Genomic DNA, 24,817 nt, shown 5'->3' on the forward strand with positions numbered 1-24,817 from the left:
ATGTAAGGCATAAACTTACATAAGAATTCGTAATATTTCTGAAGATTTTAATTTTATTGAAGAGTCATTGGAGAAGCTTTTCAATTGCATCAATATATTTTTGGAATTCTATTTCCTGGTCTTTTTTCTGTAAAGGAAATCCTCCATCCATATAACGAACAATTCCTTCTTTATCAATTATGAATGTGTATGGATTACCCCAAATATAGAAGTTATCTATAATTTGTTGACTCTTAAATGATAATACAGTGTAGTTGAAAGCAGGAAGATTTGGGTATAAATCTCTTGGTGCATCAGGACTTAGTTTTTTACTGGCATTATGGTTTTTAATTTTTTCTGGCAACAAGTCTGTAATTCCTAATATTTGAACTTTGTTTTCTGGGAAGACCTTTTTTAGTTTTACCATATAAGGAATCTCCAACAGGCAACCTTTACAGGGTATTGTGAAAAAATTCAACACGCTTACTTTTCCTTTAAATAGATCAGGACTTAAAGAACTTCCATTCATACTGATTATTTCGTCCTTAAGAATCTCTTTGCCTAGTAAAGAGTCGTATTTATTATGAAGATCCTTTGTACTGATTTTACCTCCCAAATGTATTTTGTTAATATCAATTGGGTTTTCTCTTTCCTGTGCTTCAAGGTAGCATGTCATCATTAAGAAAGCAAGCAGTAAGAAGTTGAGTTTCATAAGTGTCTTATTGAGTATATTTTCAGTTTAACAACTAAGTTATTAACAAAATAAAGATTCACAATTAATGCGAGAAGCTAATTGCTTGTATTAACTAATTTAGTCTCTCTCTAAATTCTATCGATTGCAATGTGTGGCAGATATTTCTTTCAATTCCGTTTGAAATAAAGGTCAGTAAACAAAATAAGTGTTCAAAGCTTGTTTTAGGAATACTAGGGTGAAATGTTTTCGAATTTGGTGGGAGAGGTAAAATATCATTTTCTATAGAAAAATTAAAGTTTATCGTGAAATCAAGATATCTGGATACAATTGATGTATTTCTATTGATCTTAAAAGTAGAATTGGTTTTGCAAATTGAGAATATTCCCAATATTGGGCTTAAGACTTGTTGCAGTGTGTTTTAAGTGTTATTGCCTAGCATGGCTTTTTTCTTAGTTTTACGGTGATTTTTCACCCCTGAAAACGCGTAGGTAGCTGAATAGGGGTATGTAAAACTCATAAATCTATAAACATGAAAAAAGAGAATCAAAACTCTTACAAAGAAAAGCGCAAAAAGGCGCATGAGTTCGAGAGCAGAGAAGCGTATCTGAATCACGAGCTTGAGATTATGAAATTTCGCAGATGGCGTATCCACTTGCCATTTAGAGATTTCAATATTGAATTGGAAGACTGGGTGCCTGCTTTGGCTGCCACCATTGGTAAGGTGGTAATGGTAACCGCCATGGTTGCCGTATTTGCAACCCAGTTTGGCTTATCGCCAGAATTCGTGGCAGAAAACGTTCGTTACGAGTTGTTAATTGCCGGAGGTATATTTGTACTTCTTTTTTCAGCAATTCTTAATCCTAATGCCAATCTTGCAGGAACTCACGGTCCTATGATTCCGCTGATTCCGATCATTGCCGCCGCTGGTGGTCACCCGCTTGCATTGGGTATTTTAATTGGAGTGTTTGGACTTGCTTTGAGTATCACCAAAGGAGGTTCAAAATTGATGAAACTTACCGGAGTTGGTGTACGTGGTGGATTGTTGATTTATTTGGGAGCTGTAGGATTGATTAGTCAGATTTCTAAATTGGGAGCTTGGGCTACTGCCGGAGATGTTGGTTACATTTCTTTTGCGGTAATCGGAATCACCATTTTAATTTATGCGTACCTGGCAAAAATCAACAAGCGTTGGTTGGCAATTCCTTTGTGTTCGGCAATTGCTGGTATTGTTGCCTTTGCTTTGGGTGCTGATTTTGCCTTTACAACCAAACCTGGTTTACCACATATGAACCCAATGTGGTGGTGGGGCGAAGATACAGGCTGGAAACTTGGTTTACCAAACTTGGGACACTTTATTGCTGTGATTCCTTTCGCAATTCTTGCTGTTGCCATGTGGTCGCCTGATTATTTGGGACATCGTGTATTTCAGGAATTGAATTATCCTAAGAAAGCCAAGAATGTATTAATGGATGTGGATGATACCATGACTGTTGCTTCAGTTCGTCAGATGATTGGAACAGCTTTAGGAGGTGGTAATATTGCTTCATCGTGGGGAACTTACATGATTCCTGCAGCAATTGCCAAGCGTCCTATTCCTGGTGGAGCTGTATTAACGGCACTGCTTTGCGTGTTGGCATCGGTTTTTGGATATCCTATGGATTTGGCCATGTGGGAGCCGGTATTGCGTGTAGCACTAATTGTTGGTGTATTCTTGCCATTGCTTGAGGCAGGTATGCAAATGGTTCGCAAGCACAAAGATTCACTGAGTGCAGGTACTTGTATTTTTGCATGTGCTTTTGTAAATCCTGTATTCGGATGGGCATTTACCATGTTGCTTGATAACCTTGGTTTGATAGGCGATAGCGAGCGAGCTGCTGAATTGAGCTGGAAAGAAAAGCTAATTATTCCCGGAGCAATGTTTATTGTTTGTGTTGTTTCCCTTGCATTGGTGGGACAGCTTCCTGGAATCCCCGGAATTTTCTAATCGATAGTAATTAGATCAATATATGATGCCGTTCCGTTTGGGACGGCATTTTTATTTGATAGTCTTGAATAGTCCAAAAGTCGAATGGTCCAAAAGTCAAAAGTAGGATGGGCAAACAGTCATTGCTTATTACAATATCTTTCGTATGTATAAAGCAGCAGAGCTGCGTAATATTTGTAGCATGAGATTTATTCTTGTTTTTAAGGTGCAGCGCACCGCGGTACAATCAAAGTCTAAAGCTTAATTTTGTTCATGTAATTGGGCATCCTTTCCGCTAAAATCCTTAAGTTTGATTTCGAATTCATTTAATAAACAAAATACACAAATGGAAATCAGAAAAAACGAAACGCAGTTGGTGTGTATCGCCAAATTTATAGCCAAAGAAGGTGAAGTTGATCAGTTGATTAAAAATCTTCATTCTTTAATTCCAATGACAATGCAAGAAGGTGCATGCATTCGTTATGAATTGAATCAATGTATCGATGAACCTAATAGAATCACTTTCATCGAAAAATGGTATGATCAGGTAACTTTTGATGCGCATTGCAACAAGCCATACATTGTAGAATTTTTTAATGATGGCAAACCACATCATGTTAAAGAGTTTGAAGTAACAATGCACAAGGAGTTGTTGCCATAGGAAAGCTTCAGGAATCAAGCTATAAGGTGAAATGTAAGGAGGTACTTTATTTGATGATCTTCCTCTCGTTGGCGAAGGGGTGCAATGCCTAGAAAAGTACGATTTTATAGTTTGAGGTTCCGACAAAAGTTCGGACTCTCAATTGTTGATATTTTTAAAGATGACCAGATAAAACAAAAGGGAAATTGGATACCATCCAATTTCCCTTTTTTTATCTTAAAAGAATAAATTTTGCTTATTTTGTTGCAGGAATTACTTCTTTTTCTCCAGCTTTAAGCCACGCTTCGCCAACTCCTAAAATGGTTCTGCCAGCTACACCGTTAATAATAATTGCTGCCATCATGTACCAAGCGGCAAGTGCGCATGCAATTAGTACGTAAGCCGCAACTGTATTCATTGCCGGGAATCCAAAGTGTCCTAAATCCAATAGAATGAATCCTAGCATTAGAATACTGAAAGTAGTTGCCATAGCTCCATGAATGAATAATGAAGCAAACCAAAGAATTAAAGTAAAGAATGTATAGGCAAGTAAGAAATAACCTACATCAGTACCGGTAGATTTGTAAATACCGAAGTGGTTTAGCATCCACACAATTCCTATGGCAATCCAAAATGATCCATAAGCTGAAAATGCTGCAAATCCAAAGTTGTTTGCATTTTTGTGTTCTAATAGACCTGCGCACAATTGAGCAATTCCACCGAATGCAAAACCTACAGCCAATACCGGACCTAATCCACATAGTCCAAGGTTATGCAATTGTAATAAAATGGTACTTAAACCAAATCCTCCAAGTCCGACAACAGCCGGATTTCCTAATTTTACGTTGTTCATCACTAAAGTTAATTTTATCCTAGATTGAGCGGCAAAACTAACAAAATGCCTAGCAGGTAATTAAAGCCGATTGTAGTTTAAAAACATACCTACTGTATAACATTTTGCTTTGAAAAGTGTAAGCTTGTGATAAACAGTGCTGTTTTAGTGATATCTGCCTTTTCAGGACTTGGCCTTGTGTTGTGCAATAGTGTTTGTAACGAATAGATTGATAGATTTTTATGCGAAAAGAAGAGGCTGTGCAAAAAGTAAGGACTTTTGCAATCCAATTAAAATTCAGTTTTATTTAATCGGTAAAATGCCAACTGAACTAAAAAAATGCATGAAATTCTTACTTTTTGCACAGTTTTACAGGTTTATCTTCCGACCAATTCAAGTTCACGACTTGATATCTCTCGCATTTCTATTTTTCGAATTTTACCAGTAACTGTTGTCGGAAATTCTTTTGTGAATTTAAAGTACTTCGGAATTTTATAGGTTGCAATTTGTCCTTTGCAATACTCGCGAAGTTCATCTTCGCTAACCGATTTATCTTCCTTGAACTTAATCCAGGCCATTACCACTTCGCCATATTTGTAATCAGGAACACCAATAACGTATACCTCGCTAATAGCTTCGTGTGTATGCAAATACTCTTCAATTTCAAAAGGGGAGATGTTCTCACCACCTCTAATGATCATATCCTTGATTCTACCAGTTATGGTAACATAGCCATCATCATCCATACTTGCAACATCGCCAGTGTGCATCCATCCTGCATCATCAATTACTGCATTGGTAGCTTCTTCGTTGTTCCAGTATTTTAACATTACCGAATAACCTCTGGTACAAAATTCGCCACTTTCTCCTCTTGGCACGATTTTTCCGCTTGTAGGATCAATGATTTTGATTTCCTGATGAGGATGAACACGACCAACGGTACTTACTCTTTTATCCAATTGATCATCCACGAAAGTTTGAGTAGAAACAGGAGAGGTTTCTGTCATTCCGTAGCAAATGGCAACATCTGTCATGTTCATTTTTTCTTGCACTTCCCGCATCGCTTTTTCAGGACAAGAAGCTCCTGCCATAATACCGGTTCTCAAACTACTCATGTCGTATTTTTCGAAGTTGGGATGTTCCAATTCGGCAATAAACATTAGCGGAACGCCATACAAAGAGGTGCATTTTTCATCCTGAACTGTTTTTAGAACCGTTTCTGCCTCAAAAGCTTCACCCGGAATAATCATTGCCGAACCATGCGTAATGCAGGCAAGATTTCCCAATACCATTCCAAAACAGTGATAAAAAGGAACAGGAATACAAACTCTGTCCTTTTCAGTATAGTGTAATCTTTCACCAATAAAGTAACCATTATTCAGAATGTTGTGATGAGTTAATGTAGCTCCTTTGGGAAATCCTGTGGTTCCAGAGGTGTATTGAATGTTAATCGGATCATCGAATTGTAAGGTGGCTTCAATGTCTTCAACTTCCTGCGTAGAAATTCTTTTTCCAGCTTCAATTAAAGCTTGCCAGTCTCTATCAAGAATCACAATTTGCTTCAGGTGAATACAGGATTTTCGAACTTCCTGAATGATTTCAAAGTAATTCGTTTTTCTAAAGTTTTTGGACATGATTAGCAGACTAATCTCCGACTGACGCAAGGCAAATTTCAGTTCAGATGCTTTGTAAGCCGGATTTACATTCACCAATATGGCGCCAATTCTGGTCGTTGCAAATTGTACGATCACCCATTCGTGTCGGTTTGGAGACCAAATTCCTACACGATCACCTCTTTTTACACCAAAAGCCAATAAGCCTTTTGCAATTTCTTCTATTTGGTTCCAGAATTCCTGATATGTGGCACGATAGTTTTGGTAAGGAACAACTAAAGCTTCTCTGTCGGGGAAAAGCTCTACAGTTCTTCTTAATCTTTCGGTAATGGTTTCGCCTAAAAGTGGCATTTCTGAGCTACCATGCTCATACGATAGTTTATTCATGTCTATGGTTTTGCGCAGGAGAATTATTTCAATTCACCTGTTTTAAGATTAATAACAAAACCATCTTTTGCTCAAAAGAAAATTTGAGCACTTTGATTAGGAAGTAAATTTAGTTGTGTGATTTGTCTGAAATCGGCTGCAAGTTATAAAAAAAATGAGGCTAGAAAGAACTTCTTTACAGAATAAATTGTTTGAACATTTACTAATCTTCCCAAACAATGGTCTTCATATCTTCCCAAAAAGGTCCAAATTGAATTTCCGAAATTTTCCCATCATCTAACCAAAGGTGTAGATTTTCATTTGGGAAATAAATTAATTCATGTGTAGGAAATTCTTCTGAATCAGCCTTTTCGAATTCTGGTTTGCCAAGCTGAAAAAGTTCTAGTTCATCCAAAAGGTTACGTTTTGATAAGCCTATTTTTATAAAGTTAAAAATGTGGTATTGTGAGTGATAGATTGAAATGTAGCTTAATCTGAATTGATCAACAGATTCGAAAGTGAAACTTAATCCTTTATTGTTATAGAACAGGGTTATACTATTTTCGCTTGGAGAAAGTGAATATTCTCCCACTTCATCAGCTTTACCCAATATTTTTTCAACTTCGGCTTGTATCATTCCAAAGTTGACACCAGAGATGCCTTTGCCTAATAAGATTTCATTTTGGTCCATATTCAATTTTCAAAAGGATATTTTAATTTGATCTGATCTCTAACTTCATCAAGTATTGATAATATTTTTTTACTCTTCCAAATGGGAACAATTGAGCTTTCCAACCTGCCTTTTTTAATTAATTCTCCAACAGCATAGGATTCGTAGTTGTAGCCCATTTCTTTGCTCTCATCTTCAAACTCCAATACTTCATCATTAGTAATTAGCTTGGATTTTTTTGCCATCCAAAACTTAGGAATCTCAATTCTACCTTTGGTGCCGTAAACAACAGCTTCATTCTTCATATTTGAACGAAAGGAGCTTGAAATTTGTGCCATTCCACCATTTACATACTTCAACTGAATGCTATTGTATTCATCAACACCAGTATTGCCTATATGTGCTAAACTTTGAATTGTCTCTACTTTGTCGTTAAAAACCAGTTCAGAAATTGCAATGCCATAAATTCCAATATCAAGTAATGCACCACCAGCTAAATCAGGATTTGCCAATCTTCCTTCTTTGCTCATATTACCGATGAAGCCAAAACTTACCTGCAATTGCGTGATATCACCTATTTTACCTGAATGTATCCATTCCATGCTTTTTAATATGGCAGGCAAATAATAAGTCCACATGCCTTCCATAAAGAATAAGTTCTTTTCTTTTGCCAATCGACTTAAGGCTTCGAACTCTTTGGCGTTGACACAAACAGGCTTTTCGCACAATACAGCCTTACCATTGTTAAGACACAAGCTGGCATGTTCGAAATGAAAGCTGTGAGGAGTGGCAACGTAAACAATTTGAATATCCGGGTTTCTCAACATACTTTCGTAAGACGAGTAGGAGTGTTCGATATCATGTTGACTTGCAAAATGTTTTGCTTTCAATTCTGAACGTGAAGCTACAGCAATGATTTTACCGTTTGGTACAACTTTAAAGTCATTTGCAAATTTGCCAGCTATCTTTCCAGCACCTAATATTCCCCAGTTTACTGTCATTGTTTTTTATTTTGATTATTAAAGATATGATTTTGCCAAAAAACTAAGAATGAAATCGGGAAAAATATTTTCAATAATTTCTCCATTTCAATATCAAAAGTTTTGGAAAAAATAAGATGAAGAAAGAAAAAAGGGAATGAATTAAATGTAATATTGAAGAAACTGTTCACCAATTGATTTTCCTGTCTAATCCCAATTTAAGAACAGTAAAAAGAGCTTAAAAACTTTATCAATACAGTAAAATCACTATTTTTACATCTTCAAAATCAATACAAGTAAAAATGGCAAAAGATTTTCGACCAACCGACTATATTTTGGAGTCGCAAGAAACGGGTAAGAGATTTGAGGACGAAGGATGGACTCTTGATGCTCCCGGTGAAGATAAACCTTGTTTAATTAGAGCAATTTACGATAAAAAACAGATTGAAGTAAAGGACAATTCTTTAGGGATTTATAAATTCTCCGATTGGTTGCCAGTTCACAAAACATTGGAAGGATCTTCTGCGCCTGCAACCTACAAAAGTGAAGGTTTGGCAAAATATCTTGGTTTGAATAATCTTTACATCACTTTTAGTGGATATTGGCCTGAAAAAGGGGCTAATTTCAGAACTTGCTCTTTTAAGGAAACTGAAGCTTATTCGGTTGGTGGTCGTTTAGATGATGATAATAATATTTTGGTAGTTGCATCGGCAGGTAATACTGCAAGAGCATTTGCCAGAGTATGTTCAGATAATAATATTCCATTGTTATTGTGCGTGCCGGAAGATAACATTAATGCACTTTGGTTTGATGAACCAATTAAGGACAATGTAAGACTTGTGGTTACCAAATCGGGAAGTGATTATTTCGATGCAATTCACCTTTCGAATATCGCATGTCAGCTAGATGGGTTTATTGCCGAGGGAGGTGCAAAAAACGTTGCTCGTCGCGATGGTATGGCTTGCACAGTTAATTCAGCAGTAACCGAAATAGGTAAGATTCCTGATTACTATTTCCAGGCAGTAGGATCGGGAACAGGTGCCATTGCCGCCTGGGAGGCAAACCTTCGTTTTATCGAAGACGGAAGATTTGGTTCTAATAAAATGAAATTAATGGTTTCTCAGAATACACCTTTCTTGCCAATGCATGATGCATGGAAAGAAGATTCAAGGGAAATGTTGCCATTGGATGATAATTTGGCAAGAAAACAAGTTGAGGAAATTGTAGCCAAAGTACTGTCGAATCGTAAGCCTCCATATTCAATTGTTGGTGGATTGTACGATGCGATGAAAGATGCAGGTGGAGATGTTCTAAAAGCTACAAATGAAGAAGCTGCTGAAGCTGGTAGAATTTTTGAAGAAACCGAAGGGAATGATATTCACCCTGCTGCTGCTGTTGCAACAGCAACTCTTATTAATTATGCCAAAGAGGGCAAACTGGATAAGGATGATTGTGTAATGCTTAACATTACAGGAGGAGGAGAAGAACGCTTCAAAAGAGAAAAAGAGGTAGTGTATTTAAAACCTTCCCATGTTTTCGATATCAATCCGGATTTGAGTGAAGTGAAGGATGTGATGGAAAAGCTTTTTAAAATAGAAATTGACACTACAGTATAAATATAGAGAAAGCAGGCTTTAAGCCTGCTTTTTTTATATGGATTATCATTGTTTAGTTGATAAGTGAATGTACAATATCAATTGAATCGGTAATGCATTTTGCACAAATACTTTCTTTTGTATTGTTATCCTTACAATATTGCTGGCCTTCCGGGGTATTTAAATCACATTTGATAATGTCTTTGCAATCCAATGATTCATGCAGTTGTGTAAATCTGCGATTAAACTCCTGTATCATTGACCTATTGTTATCGGTTTGTAAGCTGTGATTGGAATACTTCTCGCAATTATGAATACCGATAAGCATAAAAGCACCGGTTACAGCACCGCATGTTTTTTGCAGTCGTCCCATTCCTCCTCCAAAACCGCTTGAGATTTGAAATGCCAGGTTTTCATCAAATTTGAATTGATCTGAGAATGCAAGTAGAACCGATTGGGCACAGTTCATTCCGGATTTAAAGCTTTCAATTGCTTTTTCCTTTTTTGTAATCATAGTGGGGTATTTAATTAATCTTTGGGTTAATTAATTGCTTGTTTAAAGATAGCTTAATTGATTGGATTTAAAGTTCCTGCAGAGGAGGAATTTCCATGTTTTTCGTGTATTCGTATCCCAATTCAAAAATTTCCTGTGCTTTGTTTCCATTCAATATTTCGTAATCGCGCAAGCCAGTTGGTTCAATAAGCAGCGAACATTTATCCTTATGCCTGATTACATTGGAGTGAACTCCAAGTTGAAAAGTGCGTGAAGCCACCTGTACCAGATTATCAAATTTTTCTATCTTTTGAATGGGACTTACATTTACTGCAATAATAATATCACACTTATTAATGAGCGGAGAAATAGGCAAGTTATCGAACAGGCCACCATCAACATACATGGTGTTATTCATTTCAACAGGAGAAAACAAAACGGGAATACTCACTGAGGCCAATAAATATTTTAGCAAATCCCCTTCTTTAATGTATTCAACTCGTCCATCATTTAAATTAGATACTGCAATGAACAAAGGAATTTTAAGGTTTTCTATTTTCTTGGTTTTAATGTGTTTTTTTATCTCTTTTTCAAGCCCAACCAAACTAAATAGTCCATGTCGAGGGTATTGCCATTTCGAATAGGCCATTACACCCTTGTTTTTTAATGCTTTTAATATTTTGGAATAAGAAAAGCCCGAAGCAATAAAGGCTCCAATAAGTGCACCAGCACTAACACCTGAAATAATATCAGGTTTAATTCCTTTTTCTTCCAAAGCTTTTAAAACACCCAGATGAGCAAACCCTCTTGCTCCACCACCTCCAAGAGCAATTCCAATTTTCATGTGCGTACAAATTGAATTATAAACTTAAAATAACAAATTGCGATTAGATTATCCAGTCTTTATGAAAGATTTGCAAAAAAAAGATCATTCAAATTGAATGATCTTTTTTCTCTTTTAATCTTTAACACCTTCCAATGCTCCTTTTATGATTTCTTCCACAACCGAGGTGTCGAGAAGAGTAGATATATCTCCAAAATTGCTGTAGTCTCCTTGCGCTATTTTTCTTAAAATTCTTCTCATGATTTTCCCGGATCGCGTTTTAGGTAAAGCTCTAACCAATTGTATTTTATCTGGTTTGGCAATTGGTCCAATGATTTTGGTAACCCCTTTGCGAATACTGGTTTTAATACCTTCTTCACCTCCTGTTGAAAGATCACCGCAAACCACAAAAGCATAAATGCCTTGTCCTTTGATATCGTGAGGGAATCCAACAACGGCAGATTCATTTACCAGAGGATGCTCATTAATGGCATTTTCTACTTCGGCAGTTCCCATTCTGTGTCCCGATACGTTGATCACATCGTCCACTCTTCCAAGTATTCGGTAGTAACCATCTTCATCTCTTTTAACACCATCGCCCGAGAAGTAGAGGTTTTCAAAAGTACTAAAGTAGGTTTTCTTGAACCTTTCATGATCTCCCCAGATTGTTCTTAACATTCCCGGCCAAGGATATTTGATACATAGATTACCTTCTACACTCTTTCCAGATAATTCATTTCCGTCTCCATCAACAATGATTGGCTGAATTCCTGGTTGTGGGAGAGTGGCAAAACCAGGTTTGGTAGGAATGATTCCTGCGATAGGACTAATGGAAATACCTCCTGTCTCGGTTTGCCACCATGTATCAACAATCGGACAGCGATTTTTACCAACATGGTCATGGTACCAGTGCCAGGCTTCTTCGTTAATTGGCTCTCCAACTGTACCCAAAACTTTCAGGCTTGACAAATCTTTATTTTCTACATACTTTTGTCCCATCGAAATTAAAGAACGAATGGCAGTAGGTGCAGTATAAAATTGTGCAATACCATATTTGTTTACGATATCCCAATATCTTCCAGCGTCAGGATAGGTAGGAATACCTTCGAACATTACCGTTGTAGCTCCATTTAATAATGGGCCATATACAATGTAGGAGTGACCGGTAATCCAGCCAATATCAGCAGAGCAGAAATAAACGTCGCCATCGCTGTATTGAAATACATTTTTAAATGTGTAGGCAGAATATACCATATAGCCACCACAGGTATGCACGATGCCTTTGGGTTTATCCGTAGATCCTGAGGTATATAGAATAAAGAGAGTGTCTTCCGCATCCATTAGTTCAGCCTTATTGTCTTCATCAGCATTGACCATGGCTTCGTGCCACCACATGTCTCTTGAATCATGAAAAGCAACCTCAGTATTGGTTCTTTGGACCATTACTACTTTTTCAACTGATGAGCAGTTTTCCAGAGCTTCATCAACAATATCTTTTATTGGAATAATTTTACTGCCACGATAAGCTCCATCCGAGGTAATTACCAATTTGGCTTCCGCATCATTAATTCTATCGGCGAGTGAGTTTGCCGAGAAGCCTGCAAAAACAATGGAATGTATTGCACCGATTCTCGCACAAGCCAGCATGGCAATTGCCAATTCAGGAACCATTGGCATATAAATGGCAACTCTGTCGCCCTTACCAACGCCAAGCTTTAGCATTACATTGGCAAACTTCTTTACTTCTAAAAAAAGTTCATTGTATGATAGTACTCTGTTCTCATCATTTGGTTCATTAGGTTCCCATATAATTGCAGGTTGATCACCACGAGTAAACAAATGACGTTCGAATATATTTTCAGTAATGTTCAGCTTCCCATCCAAAAACCAATTGATTTTGGGTTCAGTAAAATTCCAATCCAGAATTTTATCCCATTTTTTACGCCAAAAGAAACTTTCCGCAATTCTACTCCAAAATGCCTGTGGGTTTTCTACACTTTTTTGATATTCGTGGATGTAGCCACCCAGAGTACTAATCTTATCAATCATGATCTTTTAATTTGGTTATCAGTTTAAATCTAAATAACTAAATATATGAAATTCTAGATTGATTGTCCAGATGTAATTTCTATTCAAAAAGGTGATGCTATATTTCTTTGGAAAGATAGTATCTTCACACTATAAAAATTAAAAACGGATGAAAAATAAAAAAACGTTACTAATTATTCTTCTAGTTGTCTTGTTAATCTCAGTAGGTTCAATTGTACTGATTAACAATACTGAATTACTTGTCAATCTTGAGGCCAATGCAGTATCCTTAATAAAGCAATATCTTAAAGTGATTGGATTCTTAAGTATTATGGGCTTGGTGTATTTGCGCATGAAAAAAGGAAATGAAACCACAAGTGAGGAGGTAGAATAATGAACCGGCAGAATTTTTCTGATAAAGGGACTACGGAAAAATTCTGCCGCTTCGGCTAACCACTAACCACTACCAATGTAGTATTTTTGTTCCTGTTCGGAATTTTATGCTGATTAAATATCAAGAAACGAGATACAGGAGAATTTCGTTACTTGTGAAATCCAGATACAATTGCATGGTTGAGTTTACAGATTGATGTAATTAACCCAGATTTTCAAATTTATATCCACTTTTTAGGAATATCTAATTTACGAAATTGACAGACGAATGTCCACTTTTTATATAGCTTTTCTCGCTTTTAAAAGTGACTAATTAACATACGTTTAAGATAATCTAACAGTGTGATAATAATTGTACTCCCATAGGTTAATATTTTCTAACCCTGAAACATTCAAAGAGTTAATTTTCTAAGTTAAATTATTGTGTTTACAATGAATTAAATATGGGAAGAATTATAATTATTGAGTCGTTAAAACTATACTAAAAGAAATAAAAATTTGTCAAAAAGTAAAGAAAACTTTACATTTGTTTTGTGCACAAAATAAATGTTTAAGTAGAACCTATAATTTCGAAGAATGAAAACTTATTTTCCGTATTATTTTAAAAGAATTGGGATACTATTTGTATTTGTTGCTTTTATTTTATCCTTTATTGGCAATATAGATGATTGCAGACGTGGATTTTATGAAGGATGGAATGATGCAAGAAAAGGAATAGAATATGAGGAAGTGCAAGAGACACAAGGAGATTTTCTTAAGCCATATTTTACAAAAGAAGAGGCTAAGCCATGGATTACAGGGAGTTTAGTCTTGTCTATATTAGGGTTTACCTTGTATTTGTTTTCAAAAGAGAAGATTGAAGATGAATTTTATCAACAAATAAGATCAAAATCATTAATCCAAGCATTGTTTGTTACATGGATTTTTACAGGATTGGTTTACTGGCTAGGACCAGAATATGATTTGGATGGTTTTTATATTTTACAATTACACCTTCTGTTTTTCACTTTGGTTTATGCGTATAATAGAAAGTGGAAGTTTGGAACTGAATAGCCTCTAAAATAAAGAAACGTGAAGAATACAATTAAAGTAGAAAGAGCAAAAAAAGATATTACTCAAGCAGGATTGGCTGAACAATTAGGAGTTTCCAGGCAAACCATTAATGCTATTGAGAAAGGAAAGTTTGTGCCTTCAACAGCTTTAGCACTTAAAATGGCTCGTTTTTTTGAATGTAAGGTTGAGGATATTTTTCTTTTGGAAGAAGAGGATTAAGTAAATGATTCATTTATCAATAATTATGTCTTAATTGCTCCTAGGGTAGCCCCGCTATGCCTATACTATGCCTGTACTGTGTCCGTACTAGTGGAAAAATGAGAAATTATGCACATAAGTTGAGAATAAAATGGACTAAAATATGCTAATAAAAAACCAGACAGAATATTGAAAACTGTCTGGTCTGAATCATATCATTGTTCGTTTAAATAAACAAGTTCAAGTTCGATTGCTCCGCTTCCGAAAGGTAAGTTGCAACACCACCAATCTGAACACCATCAAGCAATTCTTCTTTGTCTACGCCCATAACGTCCATTGACATTTGGCAGGCAATCATTTCCACACCATTCTCCATGGCACTCTGAAGCATATCTTCTAACGAATCTACTTTTTTGGCAAGCATTCTCTTCTTCATCATTTTGGAACCAAGTCCCATCATGTTCATTTTTGAAAGCTTCAAGTCATCAGCTCCACTAGCCATCATTTTGCCAAACATTTTGCCCATCATATCTTTTTCTACCTTTGGTTTTTGAGCTTTCTTAATGATATTCAATCCCCAGAAAGTAAAGAAGAGAGTTACTTTATTTCCGGTAGCAGCCGCTCCATTGGCAATAACCAGCGAAGCCAGAGCACGATCCATATCATCCGAGAAAACTACCATAGTTTTGTTTTTAGGAAGATTGACAGCAGTAACAGGGCAAGCTTCTTTACTGGCTTGTTTCTCAATTAAAGCGGTATAAATTCCTTTTTCTGAATCCACAGAAATTAATTGGTTACCAGTCATTTTACACCATGCTTCTACATCTTTGGCAAATCCAGGATCGGTAACTTTTTGCTGTAAGCGTTGTCCGTTTTCCAATTGATCCATCTCTTTCTTTAATTTGATAATTGGACCGGGACATTGCAAGCCACAGGCATCAACTTCGATTACTTTTGTATCTGTTACGGATTCGTTGGTTTCTAATTTAGGCTTTCCCCTGTAGATGTGACCATCACGAGCAATATAACTTGATTCGAAGATATCCTCATTACTCTGCTTGCAGGTAGCATGCTCGTAGGTTTTGTAACCACCACTTAGGTTGTAAACTTCTGAATACCCTTTCTGCATTAAAATACGTGCGGCAAAGTATCCTCTTAGTCCAACGCCACAGTAAATGATGATCTTTTTATCTTTAGGAATTTCATCCAGTCGGTTTCTGATTTGGTCCACTTCAATATTTACCGATCCCTCAATCTTGCCTAACTCATATTCATCTGGAGTTCTAACATCCAAAATAAAGTTATTTGGCGCATGAAGCTGGTAAAGCTCATCCCAGTGCATAATTTTTACCAATCCTTCTATAATATTTCCTGCAGTAAAGCCTGCTTGATTTACCGGATCTTTGGCAGATGAGTAGGGTGGAGCATAAGCATGTTCAATTTCCTGAAGATCGTAAATGGTTCCATTATTTTGAAGCACTGTAGCAATCAGATCTGTGCGTTTATCAACTCCTTCGTAGCCCAATACTTGTGCTCCATAAAGTTTTCCAGTTTCGGGATGGAACATTAGTTTAATACTGGTAGGAGTTGCCCCCGGATAATATCCGGCATGCGATCCACCATGAGTAATATTTGAGATGTATTTGATTCCTTTCTTTTTCAATACTTTTTCAGCCAATCCGGTAGAACCAACAGTCAAATCGAATACTTTAGCGATTGCTGTAGCAATTGCACCTTTGTATTCATATTTGTGACCCAATACCAGATTGTTGGCAAGTAAACGTCCTTGTTTATTTGCTGGGCCTGCCAAATAAGCATTGGTATAATTACCAGTAATAGGATGAGGGAATGCAATGGCATCACCCAAAGCATAAATATGCTCATCGCTGGTTTGTAGGTATTTGTTAACCTGAATGCCACCATTAGGCGCAAGATCAATTCCAGCTTCTTTAATCAACTTCGTCTCAGGACGAACACCGATTGATAGAATAACCATGTCGGCTTCAATTTTCCTGCCTGATTGCAAACGAATCTCAAGGTAATCTCCTTTGCGTTCAAATTCACTAACTCCATCTTTCAAGAAAAATTCAACATTTTTGGTTTTCAAATGCTGATGAACCACTGCTGCCATTTCATAATCCAATGGAGTCATTACCTGTTCTGCCATTTCAACAATGGTAACCATCATTCCCAGGTGGTGAAGGTTCTCAGCCATTTCCAAGCCAATAAAACCAGCACCTACTACAACGGCTTTTTGTGGTTTGTGTTCATTGTAGTAAGATTTTATTTTATCTGTATCCTTCACATTTCTTACAGTGAAAATCGCAGAATCGTTGATGCTTGGAATAGGAGGTTTAATTGGTTCAGCTCCTGGCGAAACAATTAGCTTATCGTATGTTTCAGTATAAACCGTATTGTTTTTTAAGTCCTTTACTTCAACCTCTTTTTGTTCTCTGTTGATTTTTGTTACTTCATTAAGTATTCTAACATCAACATTTAGTCTTTTGTTGAAACTTTCTGGAGTTTGTAATAGAAGATTTTCTCTTTCGGTGATTACATCTCCTACATAATATGGCAAACCACAATTTGCATACGAAATGTGTTCACCTCTTTCAAACATGATTATTTCTGCTGATTCATCCATTCTTCGAAGACGAGCAGCTGTTGTTGCACCTCCCGCAACTCCACCAACAATTAAATATTTCGCCATTGTATATCTTATAATAATTATATCTGTACAAAAATAAACATCCAGATATCTAGATGTAACAAGTGCAAAAGTAAGATTTGATTTTATTGATACAAGATATATGTGTGGTTTAGTCATGTGTTTTGTAGCATGTTTTTGGTTTGTGCGGTTGTTGGTTATTGAATATCAGTAGTATGTGAGTGGTGTGATATATTTCACATCAAATTAAATTGAGAAATATCTCGATATTATTAAAGGGTAGTTTAACTAACACTTCAAATAATAAGTATCTGGAACCATATTATAAGATCTGCTATGAGGAAATCTATCAGCAAAATAAATGTGATAAATACTCGGGTTAAAAGGCAAATTAGGCTTATTTTCGTTTCAAGGATAATACCGATTATTAATTAGTAAGCGCTATGTTGTTCGAATCATCCCAAATGTCGAACTAGTTATATGTCGGCATTTTATTTTAATATTTCATAGTTTCGCTTAAAGCTTACTCTGAAATTTAAATGGTGTAAATTTTGACATGATAAAATTTAATAATGTAAGCTTAAAGTTCTCCGATCAAATCATTTGTGAGAAACTTAATTTCGATGTAAAATGTGGTGAATCATTTTGTTTGAGTGGACCTTCTGGTAAAGGTAAATCCAGTCTGCTGAAATTGATGCTTGGAATTATATTACCAGATTCAGGAGATATTTATATCGAGAATCGTAAACTTAGTCCTGATAATGTTGAGGAGCTAAGAAAACAAATGAGCTGGCTTCCACAAAATGTTCATTTACCAGTTGATTCTGGGCAAGAATTGATAGAGTTACTGCAGTTGAATGAAAAACAAGTAGAAATGTTTAAACATTATTTGCAGCAACTTGAAATATATAATGGAGAGCAGGAGAGAGCCTTTACTGAAATTAGTGGTGGCCAAAAGCAGAGAATTGTATTGGCTGCAAGTCTGAGCCTGCAAAAGCCAATTATCTTATTAGATGAACCAACTTCTGCTCTTGATGAAGAATCGATTGATCTTTTGATAAAGTTGATTAAAAGCCTAAAGGATAGGACTATCGTGTCTACATCTCATAATGGCAAGTGGATAGAGAGTTGTACAAATGTATTTGAATTGTAATGATTTGATAAAATCAATCTGGTATGCAAGAAATAGCTGATATTGGAATAATACACCTAATTGTTGGAGGTTTTTTGATGGTAATCCCTATTGTGGGATTTTTGTATTTTAAGCTTAAAATTATCAAAGAAACTTTGATTGCGATTATAAGAATGATTGTTCAGCTTTCATTGGTTGCACTTTATCTTGAATATATTTTTGAATGGAACAATGCGATCATTAATTCTGCCTGGGTAATTGCCATGGTGTTGGTTGGCACTTTCACTACAATTAAACGAACTGGATTATCGTATAAGCATTTTGTACTTCCGTTTTTTTTATCAGGCTTGACCAGTATATTTATAGTAGATACCTTTTTTCTGGGGTTCATCATTCAATTGGATTACGTATTTGATGCTCGATATTTTATCCCCATTTCAGGTATGATTTTAGGGAATGCTTTAAATCACAATATTGTTGGAATTAGCAATTACTTTACACGATTAAGAAAAGAACAAGAACTGTATTTTTTCTTATTGGTGAATACCAATAGTAAAAAACATTCTTTATTGCCATACATTCAATCGGCCATTAAAAGTGGTCTGAATCCTTTAATTGCGACCATGTCGGTATTGGGTTTGATTTCCCTGCCAGGAATGATGACAGGACAAATTTTGGGAGGTAGCTCACCTGTTGTTGCCATAAAATATCAGATCCTAATCATGATTGCCATATTTGTTGGATCTTCTTTTAATTTGATGGTAAGTATCGTCATGTCCAATCGTTTTGTATTTGATTCTTACGGTAGGTTTAAGCCTGGGATTTTTGCGGCTAAAAAATAGCTTATTACCTTATGGTATGGTAGATACAGGAAGTTAGGGGGTGTTTACGCAACCGTTTTCGTTATTTGAAATGAATCTAAAAAATCTGCCTGTATTATTTTTTTATTGGCTTTAATCCAAATAATGGTATTTTAGCAGCAAATAAAAGTAGAAAAGCTTATTTGGTTACAATTTATAAGTAGAAATGAAAGATTATTTTGAATTTTACTTTTACGTTCTAGCATATTTAGTATGCTTCCTTGAAATCTTCGGTGGATTATAAAATCCATCCCTTACCGCGATCCTTATATTTTTTGGGTCCGTTTTTCCTATACACAATATTTTGTAACTGAGTTTTTGAATTTGAAGTGTTTTTTCTTCAAATCGTAATATCACATCTCTCACATACCTGCAATTTTATATTGCAAGTTGTCTGAACACATAGAGAACTAAATAGTTAAACAAATATAACATGCAAAAGTCTTTACTATTAGGTGTAGAAGCCATTGCACAAGGTGCAATCGATGGCGGAATGTCTGGAGTTTATGCTTATCCGGGAACACCTTCAACCGAAATTACAGAGTACATTCAGCACTCTAAGCAAGCACAACAATTAAATATTCACAGAGACTGGGCAGCAAATGAAAAGACTGCTATGGAATCTGCTTTAGGAATGTCATATGCCGGAAAGCGTTCTATGGTGTGTATGAAGCACGTAGGTTTGAACGTTGCAGCTGACTGTTTCATGAATGCAGCTATTACTGGTGCTAATGGTGGTATGTTGATCGTTGTTGCTGATGATCCATCAATGCACTCTTCTCAGAACGAGCAGGATTCACGTGTCTACGGTAAGTTCGCCATGATGCCAATCCTGGAACCATCGAACCAACAAGAAGCATACGATATGGCTCGTTTCGGATTCGAATTGTCTGAAGCTTGTGAGATTCCAGTGTTAATGAGAATCACAACCCGTTTGGCTCACTCTCGTGCAGGTGTTACACGTGCTGCTGAAGTTGTTGCTCAAAACGACATGAAATTACCAGAAGACAAAGTACAGTTCGTATTGTTGCCAGGTATCGCTCGTAAGCGTTACAAGTTGTTGTTGAACAACCAGGCAAAATTCGAAACTGCTTCTGAAGAATCACCATATAACACCTATACGGATGCTGCTGATAAGTCAATGGGTATCATCGCTTGCGGTTTAGGATACAACTATTTAATGGAAAACTATCCTAACGGAGATTGCCCATACCCAGTTGTTAAAATTAGCCAGTACCCAATTCCTCGCACAATGATTCAGAAAATTACCAGCGAGTGTGATAAGGTAATGGTATTGGAAGAAGGATATCCTGTAGTTGAAGAAATGTTGAAGGGATATTTGGAAAAAGAAGCTGTAATCGGTCGTTTAGATGGTACTCTTTCTCGCGATGGTGAGTTGAAGCCTGAAATGGTTGGTAGAGCTTTAGGTTTTGATGTTGAAGAAGGTGCTGAAGTTCCTAACTTGGTATCTGCTCGTCCACCAGCATTGTGTGTTGGTTGTTCTCACATCGATGTTTATACTGCATTGAATGAAGTTGTTGCTGAATATGGCGAAGGACGTGTATTTGCAGACATAGGTTGTTATACTTTAGGTGCATTGCCTCCATTCAACGCGATCAACTCTTGTGTTGACATGGGTGCTTCTGTAACCATGGCTAAAGGTGCTGCTGATGCAGGATTGATTCCATCTGTTGCAGTAATTGGTGACTCTACATTTACTCACTCAGGTATGACTGGTTTATTGGATGCTGTTAACGAAAAGACTCCAATTACAGTAATTATTTCTGACAACGAGTCTATTTCGATGACTGGTGGTCAGCATTCATCTGCTAAAGGTAAATTGGAAGCTATTTGTGAAGGTTTAGGTGTTGAGCCGGAACATTTACATGTATTAACTGCTGTACCTAAGAAGCGTGATGATTTAAAAGATCTTCTTCGCAAAGAATTCGAATACCAGGGAGTATCAGTAATTATTCCTCGTCGTGTTTGTGTTCAGAAGAACGTTCGCGATCAGAAAATCAAGAAAGCCGCTAAAGCAAAAGCAGCTGCTAAAGCATAATTCAATTAATAACCTGAAAAACTAAAAAGACGATGAAAACAGATATGGTCATAGCAGGTGTTGGTGGTCAAGGGATTTTATCCATTGCTGCTGCTTTAGGATCTGCTGCTCTAGATAATGATTTATATATGAAGCAAGCTGAAACTCATGGTATGAGTCAGCGTGGTGGTGATGTTCAGTCATTCATGAGAATTTCTGACAAGCCTATTTATTCAGATTTGATTCCTCGTGGTGGTGCTGATATCATTTTATCAGTTGAGCCAATGGAAGCACTTCGTTACCTTCCTTATTTAAAGCAAGGTGGATACGTAGTAACCAACTCAACTCCATTCGTAAACATTCCTGATTACCCAGAAATGGAAGAGTTAGAGAAGACAATTAAAGATCTTCCAAACTATGTATTGATTGATGCTGATCAAATTGCTGAGGAAACAACTGGTTCTAAGCGTGCTTTCAACTTCGTAATGTTGGGTGCAGCTTCACCATTTATCGATGTTCCTTTCGAGTACCTAGAAGAAGGTATCCGTAAGATTTTCGAAAGAAAAGGAGAGGAAGTAATCGAGATGAATATTAAAGCACTTCACGCAGGACGTAAGTTCGCTGAAGAAAATAAGTAATCTTTGTATCTAACCTAGACTATTTATAACTCAGAATCCCCGTCAGGAATTTTCCTTTCGGGGATTTTTTTATTGCAATTGCACTAATTGTATGTTTTTTAGGCCTTACTCCCAAACATTTTTCACGTACTAGTCCGAGTCTTTCCCTGCCTAGAGGGAAAAGTTCTGCCTGTATGCAGGGAAATGCTCTGTCTGTATGCAGGGAAAATTTCTGCCCTTATAGGGGAAATGGTTTATTGGATAGAATTTTCGTTCAAAAAGAAGTAAGGAAGGCGAAACTTGCATTGAATTGTATATAATAATGTTTTACTTTGCGCAAAAATTAAAACTTTGGCAAGAAAGAAGAAAAATAAACTGTTAAGTTGGATATGGTACTTTGTTGTGGTGCTAATTGTTTTGGGCATTGGCTTCAACCTTCCATCCTTAAATTGGTTAGAATTCAATTTAAAATTAGCCTTACAAATAATCATTACCACAAGTATTGCCAGCTTTATCGGTAATCTTATCGAGGAGAGAAACTGGTCACAATTGATCAAGCGATTTACCAGTCCAATTACCCGATGGGCCAAACTTCCAAATGTTTCTGCTACTGCCATATTTAGTTCATTTTTCTCTTTGGTTACTGCAAATAGTATGCTCACATCTGCTTACGAAAACAATCTGATGAGTCGCAAACAACTTCGAGTAAGTGCCATGTGTACTTCCTTTATGAGTTATTTGTATCATAGTCTTCGAATCATGTATCCTACAATTGCAGCCGTGGGAGTGGTGGGAGCCACTTATTTTGGATTACTTTTCGGATTAGGCTTTCTCGTAGTTTTTATAGCTCTGTTGGCATCGAGATATAGCAAACCGATTCATGATATTCAGAATGATATTCTAGCTGATAAAGAGGAGAGAAGTGCTGATACCTGGAGGGTGAGCATAGAAAAAGCTCGCAAAAAAACTTACTTAGTTGTAAAAAGAATGTTCCTGATTGCGATTCCGATGTTTTTATTCTTCTCTTTTTTAAATGAAATTGGTTTTTTCGATTTATCAGATAGTTTGTTTAAATCTTCAAGTTTAAGAGAGTACTTTCCGCCGGAATCTCTTGCAGTGGCAAGTTCTATGTTGGGTGGTATTTTAAGTGCAGCTACAGTTGCAGCAGGCTTTTTAAAAACAGGAAGCTTACAGGCTTCGCATGTGTTGATAGCTTTGTTAATGGGCAATATTATTTCACTTCCCATAAGAAGTTTAAGAAGAAGTTTGCCTTCAGCAATGAGTGTTTTTCCTGCTAAAGAAGCACTTGTAATTGTATTGCTAAATCAGGGAAGTAGATTGTTGAGCAATATATTATTATTAGGTACGATATTACTACTGATGTATTATCATATCATTTAATAAGCAGATTGCCTGTATTTATTTTGGGAAGTTTAAATGTTTTTTGACTCAGGCCATTCACCTGAGTCGTTTGATTGAATCACTAATTAGAATCAGAACATTGATTTAGCAATTCATCAGCCTCTTCGAGCATAGGCATTATATTTTCGCCAATAAGCATAATGGTTGGCATTTCAAGAGGATATTGCTCAAGTTTGCTCATGAAATTACTTAAGTTTCCAAATAGCATTTTTTCATCTGGATAAGATACTTTCGAGATGGCACAAATGGAAGTGTCTGCTTTCACACCATTGCCAATTAGTTTGTCGATGATACTGCCAAGGTTGTTCAATCCCATGTATATCATTACAGGAGTTCCCAATTGAATCATGCTTGAAACTGCATCGAACTGTTTCATGTCACCATCAAGAGTAGTACCTGTGCAAAATAATAAGGTGCGGTTTATCGAACGCTCGGTAATTGGAATTTGACAATGGTTGGCAGCTGCAATTCCAGCAGTAATGCCAGGAACGAGTTCATAGTCAATCTTCTCATTTCTCAGAAAGCGTACTTCCTCAATTCCTCGACCAAATATTAGTGGATCACCAGTTTTTAAACGAACAACACGTTTGCCTTCTTCAACACCCTCTTTCATTAAAGCATTGATTCTGCACATTCGTTGTATCTGATCCTGCTTATCCTTATAAGTTTTTCCAACATAGACCTTTTCACAGCTTTCAGGAAGCATTTCAAGAATCTGTTTTCCAAGTAATGCATCGTATAACACCACGTCTGCTTGCATTAAAACTCTATGTGCTTTTACTGTTAACAAATCCGGATCACCAGGCCCAGCTCCCACAATGTACAATCTATGTTGCATTTCAGTTCTCTTATATGATCAATTCTATTTCTGTAATTTATAGGATCACAAAAGTAGAATATTCTTAAAGAACCTCAAGTAAATTCAGTTTAAATTGTGTCAAGAGGACTTGTGTAAATAAATTTATAATTCAATCTTTTGATTAATTTGGATGAATCAACCCATTTGTAAGCCATTTGTTCTTCTTCTAAAAATTCAGGTTCGGGAAGGTTGGCTGCACGAGCTGCTTTTTGGTAAAAGTCTTTCCGAGTTGGGTGCTCAGGACAACAAGCATTAAACACTTCACCCCAAACATTTTGTTTGATAATTTCAGATATAATCTTCACACAATCATCCTGGTGGATTAGATTTACAGGTACCGAACCATTTCTTAATTCCTTTCTGTGGGATAAGAACCTTCCTGGGTGGCGGTCATAACCGATTAATCCACCAAAACGGAGTATGGTAGTTTCAAAATCATCTGATTGAGTGAGTAATTTTTCCGCCTTCACTAATGCTTTGCCACTGGCTTTTTCCGGACTTAATTGAAGCTCTTCGCTAACCTTGCCAAGCGTGTTCGGATAAACAGAAGTACTACTAATGAATAGTACTTTTTTCACACCATGTTTTTGCGCTTCCTGTTTTAGTGAGTCAATTTGTTTGGGATAGTAGCTTTCAATATCATCTCGTCTTTTAGGAGGAATACATGATACAATAATATCAGTTTCAAAAAAATGATCATCGCTGCAAACTTGTAGATCTGGATTGAATGCAATTTGATATCCTTTTATTCCAAATTGATGCAGCTCTTCCAGGTTTTCTTCTTGCATTACTGATCCTTTCACATCATATCCCTTTGATGAAAGATGTTTGGCTAATGCCAGACCAAGCCAGCCGCAGCCTAATACCGAAATTCGAGGTAAGTTTAATTTATCTGTCATGT

The 24,817-nt window shown here is 36.5% G+C and carries 22 protein-coding genes; 11 read left to right on the top strand and 11 right to left on the bottom strand.

All coding sequences use genetic code 11. From position 1 onward, the window contains the following. Positions 1-64: 64 nt before the first annotated feature. Positions 65-691, bottom strand: a complete 627-nt coding sequence (locus BXY64_RS08890) for a peroxiredoxin family protein (RefSeq protein ID WP_120239524.1) — start codon at positions 689-691, stop codon at positions 65-67. A 511-nt stretch (positions 692-1,202) separates the two neighbouring features. On the opposite strand from BXY64_RS08890, the gene BXY64_RS08895 reads away from it, so the two are divergent. Both BXY64_RS08895 and BXY64_RS08900 read left to right on the top strand, forming a co-directional pair. Then, the gene (locus BXY64_RS08895) at positions 1,203-2,657 is read left to right on the top strand and encodes a DUF3360 family protein (protein WP_120239525.1); all 1,455 of its coding nucleotides are present in this window, start codon (positions 1,203-1,205) and stop codon (positions 2,655-2,657) included. A gap of 325 nt (positions 2,658-2,982) precedes the next feature. Further along, positions 2,983-3,297 carry a putative quinol monooxygenase gene (locus BXY64_RS08900; protein ID WP_120239526.1) on the top strand — a complete coding sequence of 105 codons (315 nt, stop codon included), beginning with the start codon at positions 2,983-2,985 and terminating at the stop codon, positions 3,295-3,297. Positions 3,298-3,532: 235 nt separating this feature from the next. Here BXY64_RS08900 and BXY64_RS08905 read toward each other — a convergent pair whose 3' ends face one another. From BXY64_RS08905 to BXY64_RS08920, 4 genes are all read right to left on the bottom strand, one after another. Next, positions 3,533-4,129 carry an acetate uptake transporter gene (locus BXY64_RS08905; RefSeq protein WP_120239527.1) on the bottom strand — a complete coding sequence of 199 codons (597 nt, stop codon included), beginning with the start codon at positions 4,127-4,129 and terminating at the stop codon, positions 3,533-3,535. Between the two features lie 356 nt (positions 4,130-4,485). Next, positions 4,486-6,108, bottom strand: a complete 1,623-nt coding sequence (locus tag BXY64_RS08910) for an AMP-binding protein (RefSeq protein ID WP_120239528.1) — start codon at positions 6,106-6,108, stop codon at positions 4,486-4,488. A gap of 202 nt (positions 6,109-6,310) precedes the next feature. Then, a complete protein-coding gene (locus tag BXY64_RS08915) occupies positions 6,311-6,778 on the bottom strand; it encodes a hypothetical protein (RefSeq protein ID WP_120239529.1) in 468 nt (155 codons plus the stop codon). Positions 6,779-6,780: 2 nt separating this feature from the next. Further along, positions 6,781-7,758, bottom strand: coding sequence for a Gfo/Idh/MocA family protein (locus BXY64_RS08920; RefSeq protein ID WP_120239530.1), 978 nt, complete (start codon positions 7,756-7,758; stop codon positions 6,781-6,783). A gap of 281 nt (positions 7,759-8,039) precedes the next feature. Between BXY64_RS08920 and BXY64_RS08925 the strand changes: the two genes are divergently transcribed. Next, entirely contained in the window at positions 8,040-9,353 is a 1,314-nt protein-coding gene (locus tag BXY64_RS08925; RefSeq protein ID WP_211334441.1) for a cysteate synthase, read from the top strand. 52 nt (positions 9,354-9,405) lie between these two features. Here BXY64_RS08925 and BXY64_RS08930 read toward each other — a convergent pair whose 3' ends face one another. From BXY64_RS08930 to acs, 3 genes are all read right to left on the bottom strand, one after another. Then, positions 9,406-9,846 carry a C-GCAxxG-C-C family protein gene (locus tag BXY64_RS08930; RefSeq protein ID WP_120239531.1) on the bottom strand — a complete coding sequence of 147 codons (441 nt, stop codon included), beginning with the start codon at positions 9,844-9,846 and terminating at the stop codon, positions 9,406-9,408. A gap of 67 nt (positions 9,847-9,913) precedes the next feature. Beyond that, positions 9,914-10,669: a patatin-like phospholipase family protein gene (locus tag BXY64_RS08935; RefSeq protein WP_120239532.1), complete on the bottom strand. Its 756-nt coding sequence runs from the start codon at positions 10,667-10,669 to the stop codon at positions 9,914-9,916. Between the two features lie 114 nt (positions 10,670-10,783). Beyond that, positions 10,784-12,697 (bottom strand): acetate--CoA ligase, encoded by a 1,914-nt coding sequence (acs, locus tag BXY64_RS08940; RefSeq protein WP_120239533.1) that lies wholly within the window; start codon positions 12,695-12,697, stop codon positions 10,784-10,786. A gap of 148 nt (positions 12,698-12,845) precedes the next feature. Between acs and BXY64_RS08945 the strand changes: the two genes are divergently transcribed. The 3 genes from BXY64_RS08945 (at position 12,846) to BXY64_RS08955 (ending at position 14,341) form a co-directional block, all read left to right on the top strand. After that, positions 12,846-13,070, top strand: coding sequence for a hypothetical protein (locus BXY64_RS08945; protein ID WP_120239534.1), 225 nt, complete (start codon positions 12,846-12,848; stop codon positions 13,068-13,070). 575 nt (positions 13,071-13,645) lie between these two features. Then, a complete protein-coding gene (locus BXY64_RS08950) occupies positions 13,646-14,122 on the top strand; it encodes a hypothetical protein (protein ID WP_120239535.1) in 477 nt (158 codons plus the stop codon). Between the two features lie 18 nt (positions 14,123-14,140). Next, the gene (locus BXY64_RS08955; protein WP_120239536.1) at positions 14,141-14,341 is read left to right on the top strand and encodes a helix-turn-helix transcriptional regulator; all 201 of its coding nucleotides are present in this window, start codon (positions 14,141-14,143) and stop codon (positions 14,339-14,341) included. Between the two features lie 205 nt (positions 14,342-14,546). Here BXY64_RS08955 and BXY64_RS08960 read toward each other — a convergent pair whose 3' ends face one another. Beyond that, on the bottom strand, positions 14,547-17,030 hold the full coding sequence (locus BXY64_RS08960) for an FAD-dependent oxidoreductase (protein ID WP_120239537.1): 2,484 nt from the start codon (positions 17,028-17,030) through the stop codon (positions 14,547-14,549). A 514-nt stretch (positions 17,031-17,544) separates the two neighbouring features. Between BXY64_RS08960 and BXY64_RS08965 the strand changes: the two genes are divergently transcribed. The 5 genes from BXY64_RS08965 to BXY64_RS08985 all read left to right on the top strand — a co-directional run bounded on the left by BXY64_RS08965 (position 17,545) and on the right by BXY64_RS08985 (position 23,036). Beyond that, positions 17,545-18,141 (top strand): ABC transporter ATP-binding protein, encoded by a 597-nt coding sequence (locus BXY64_RS08965; protein ID WP_120239538.1) that lies wholly within the window; start codon positions 17,545-17,547, stop codon positions 18,139-18,141. Positions 18,142-18,164: 23 nt separating this feature from the next. Further along, the gene (locus BXY64_RS08970) at positions 18,165-18,962 is read left to right on the top strand and encodes an ABC transporter permease (RefSeq protein ID WP_120239539.1); all 798 of its coding nucleotides are present in this window, start codon (positions 18,165-18,167) and stop codon (positions 18,960-18,962) included. 451 nt (positions 18,963-19,413) lie between these two features. Beyond that, positions 19,414-21,039, top strand: coding sequence for a thiamine pyrophosphate-dependent enzyme (locus BXY64_RS08975; RefSeq protein ID WP_120239540.1), 1,626 nt, complete (start codon positions 19,414-19,416; stop codon positions 21,037-21,039). A 32-nt stretch (positions 21,040-21,071) separates the two neighbouring features. Beyond that, positions 21,072-21,656 (top strand): indolepyruvate oxidoreductase subunit beta, encoded by a 585-nt coding sequence (locus BXY64_RS08980; RefSeq protein WP_110358955.1) that lies wholly within the window; start codon positions 21,072-21,074, stop codon positions 21,654-21,656. Between the two features lie 330 nt (positions 21,657-21,986). Further along, positions 21,987-23,036, top strand: a complete 1,050-nt coding sequence (locus BXY64_RS08985; protein WP_120239541.1) for a hypothetical protein — start codon at positions 21,987-21,989, stop codon at positions 23,034-23,036. 82 nt (positions 23,037-23,118) lie between these two features. Here BXY64_RS08985 and cobA read toward each other — a convergent pair whose 3' ends face one another. Beyond that, on the bottom strand, positions 23,119-23,895 hold the full coding sequence (gene cobA / locus BXY64_RS08990) for a uroporphyrinogen-III C-methyltransferase (RefSeq protein WP_120239542.1): 777 nt from the start codon (positions 23,893-23,895) through the stop codon (positions 23,119-23,121). 89 nt (positions 23,896-23,984) lie between these two features. Beyond that, the gene (locus BXY64_RS08995; RefSeq protein ID WP_120239543.1) at positions 23,985-24,815 is read right to left on the bottom strand and encodes an NAD(P)H-binding protein; all 831 of its coding nucleotides are present in this window, start codon (positions 24,813-24,815) and stop codon (positions 23,985-23,987) included. Positions 24,816-24,817: the final 2 nt, after the last annotated feature.

This window comes from Marinifilum flexuosum (genome assembly GCF_003610555.1).
In the GTDB taxonomy this organism is placed as follows: domain Bacteria; phylum Bacteroidota; class Bacteroidia; order Bacteroidales; family Marinifilaceae; genus Marinifilum; species Marinifilum flexuosum.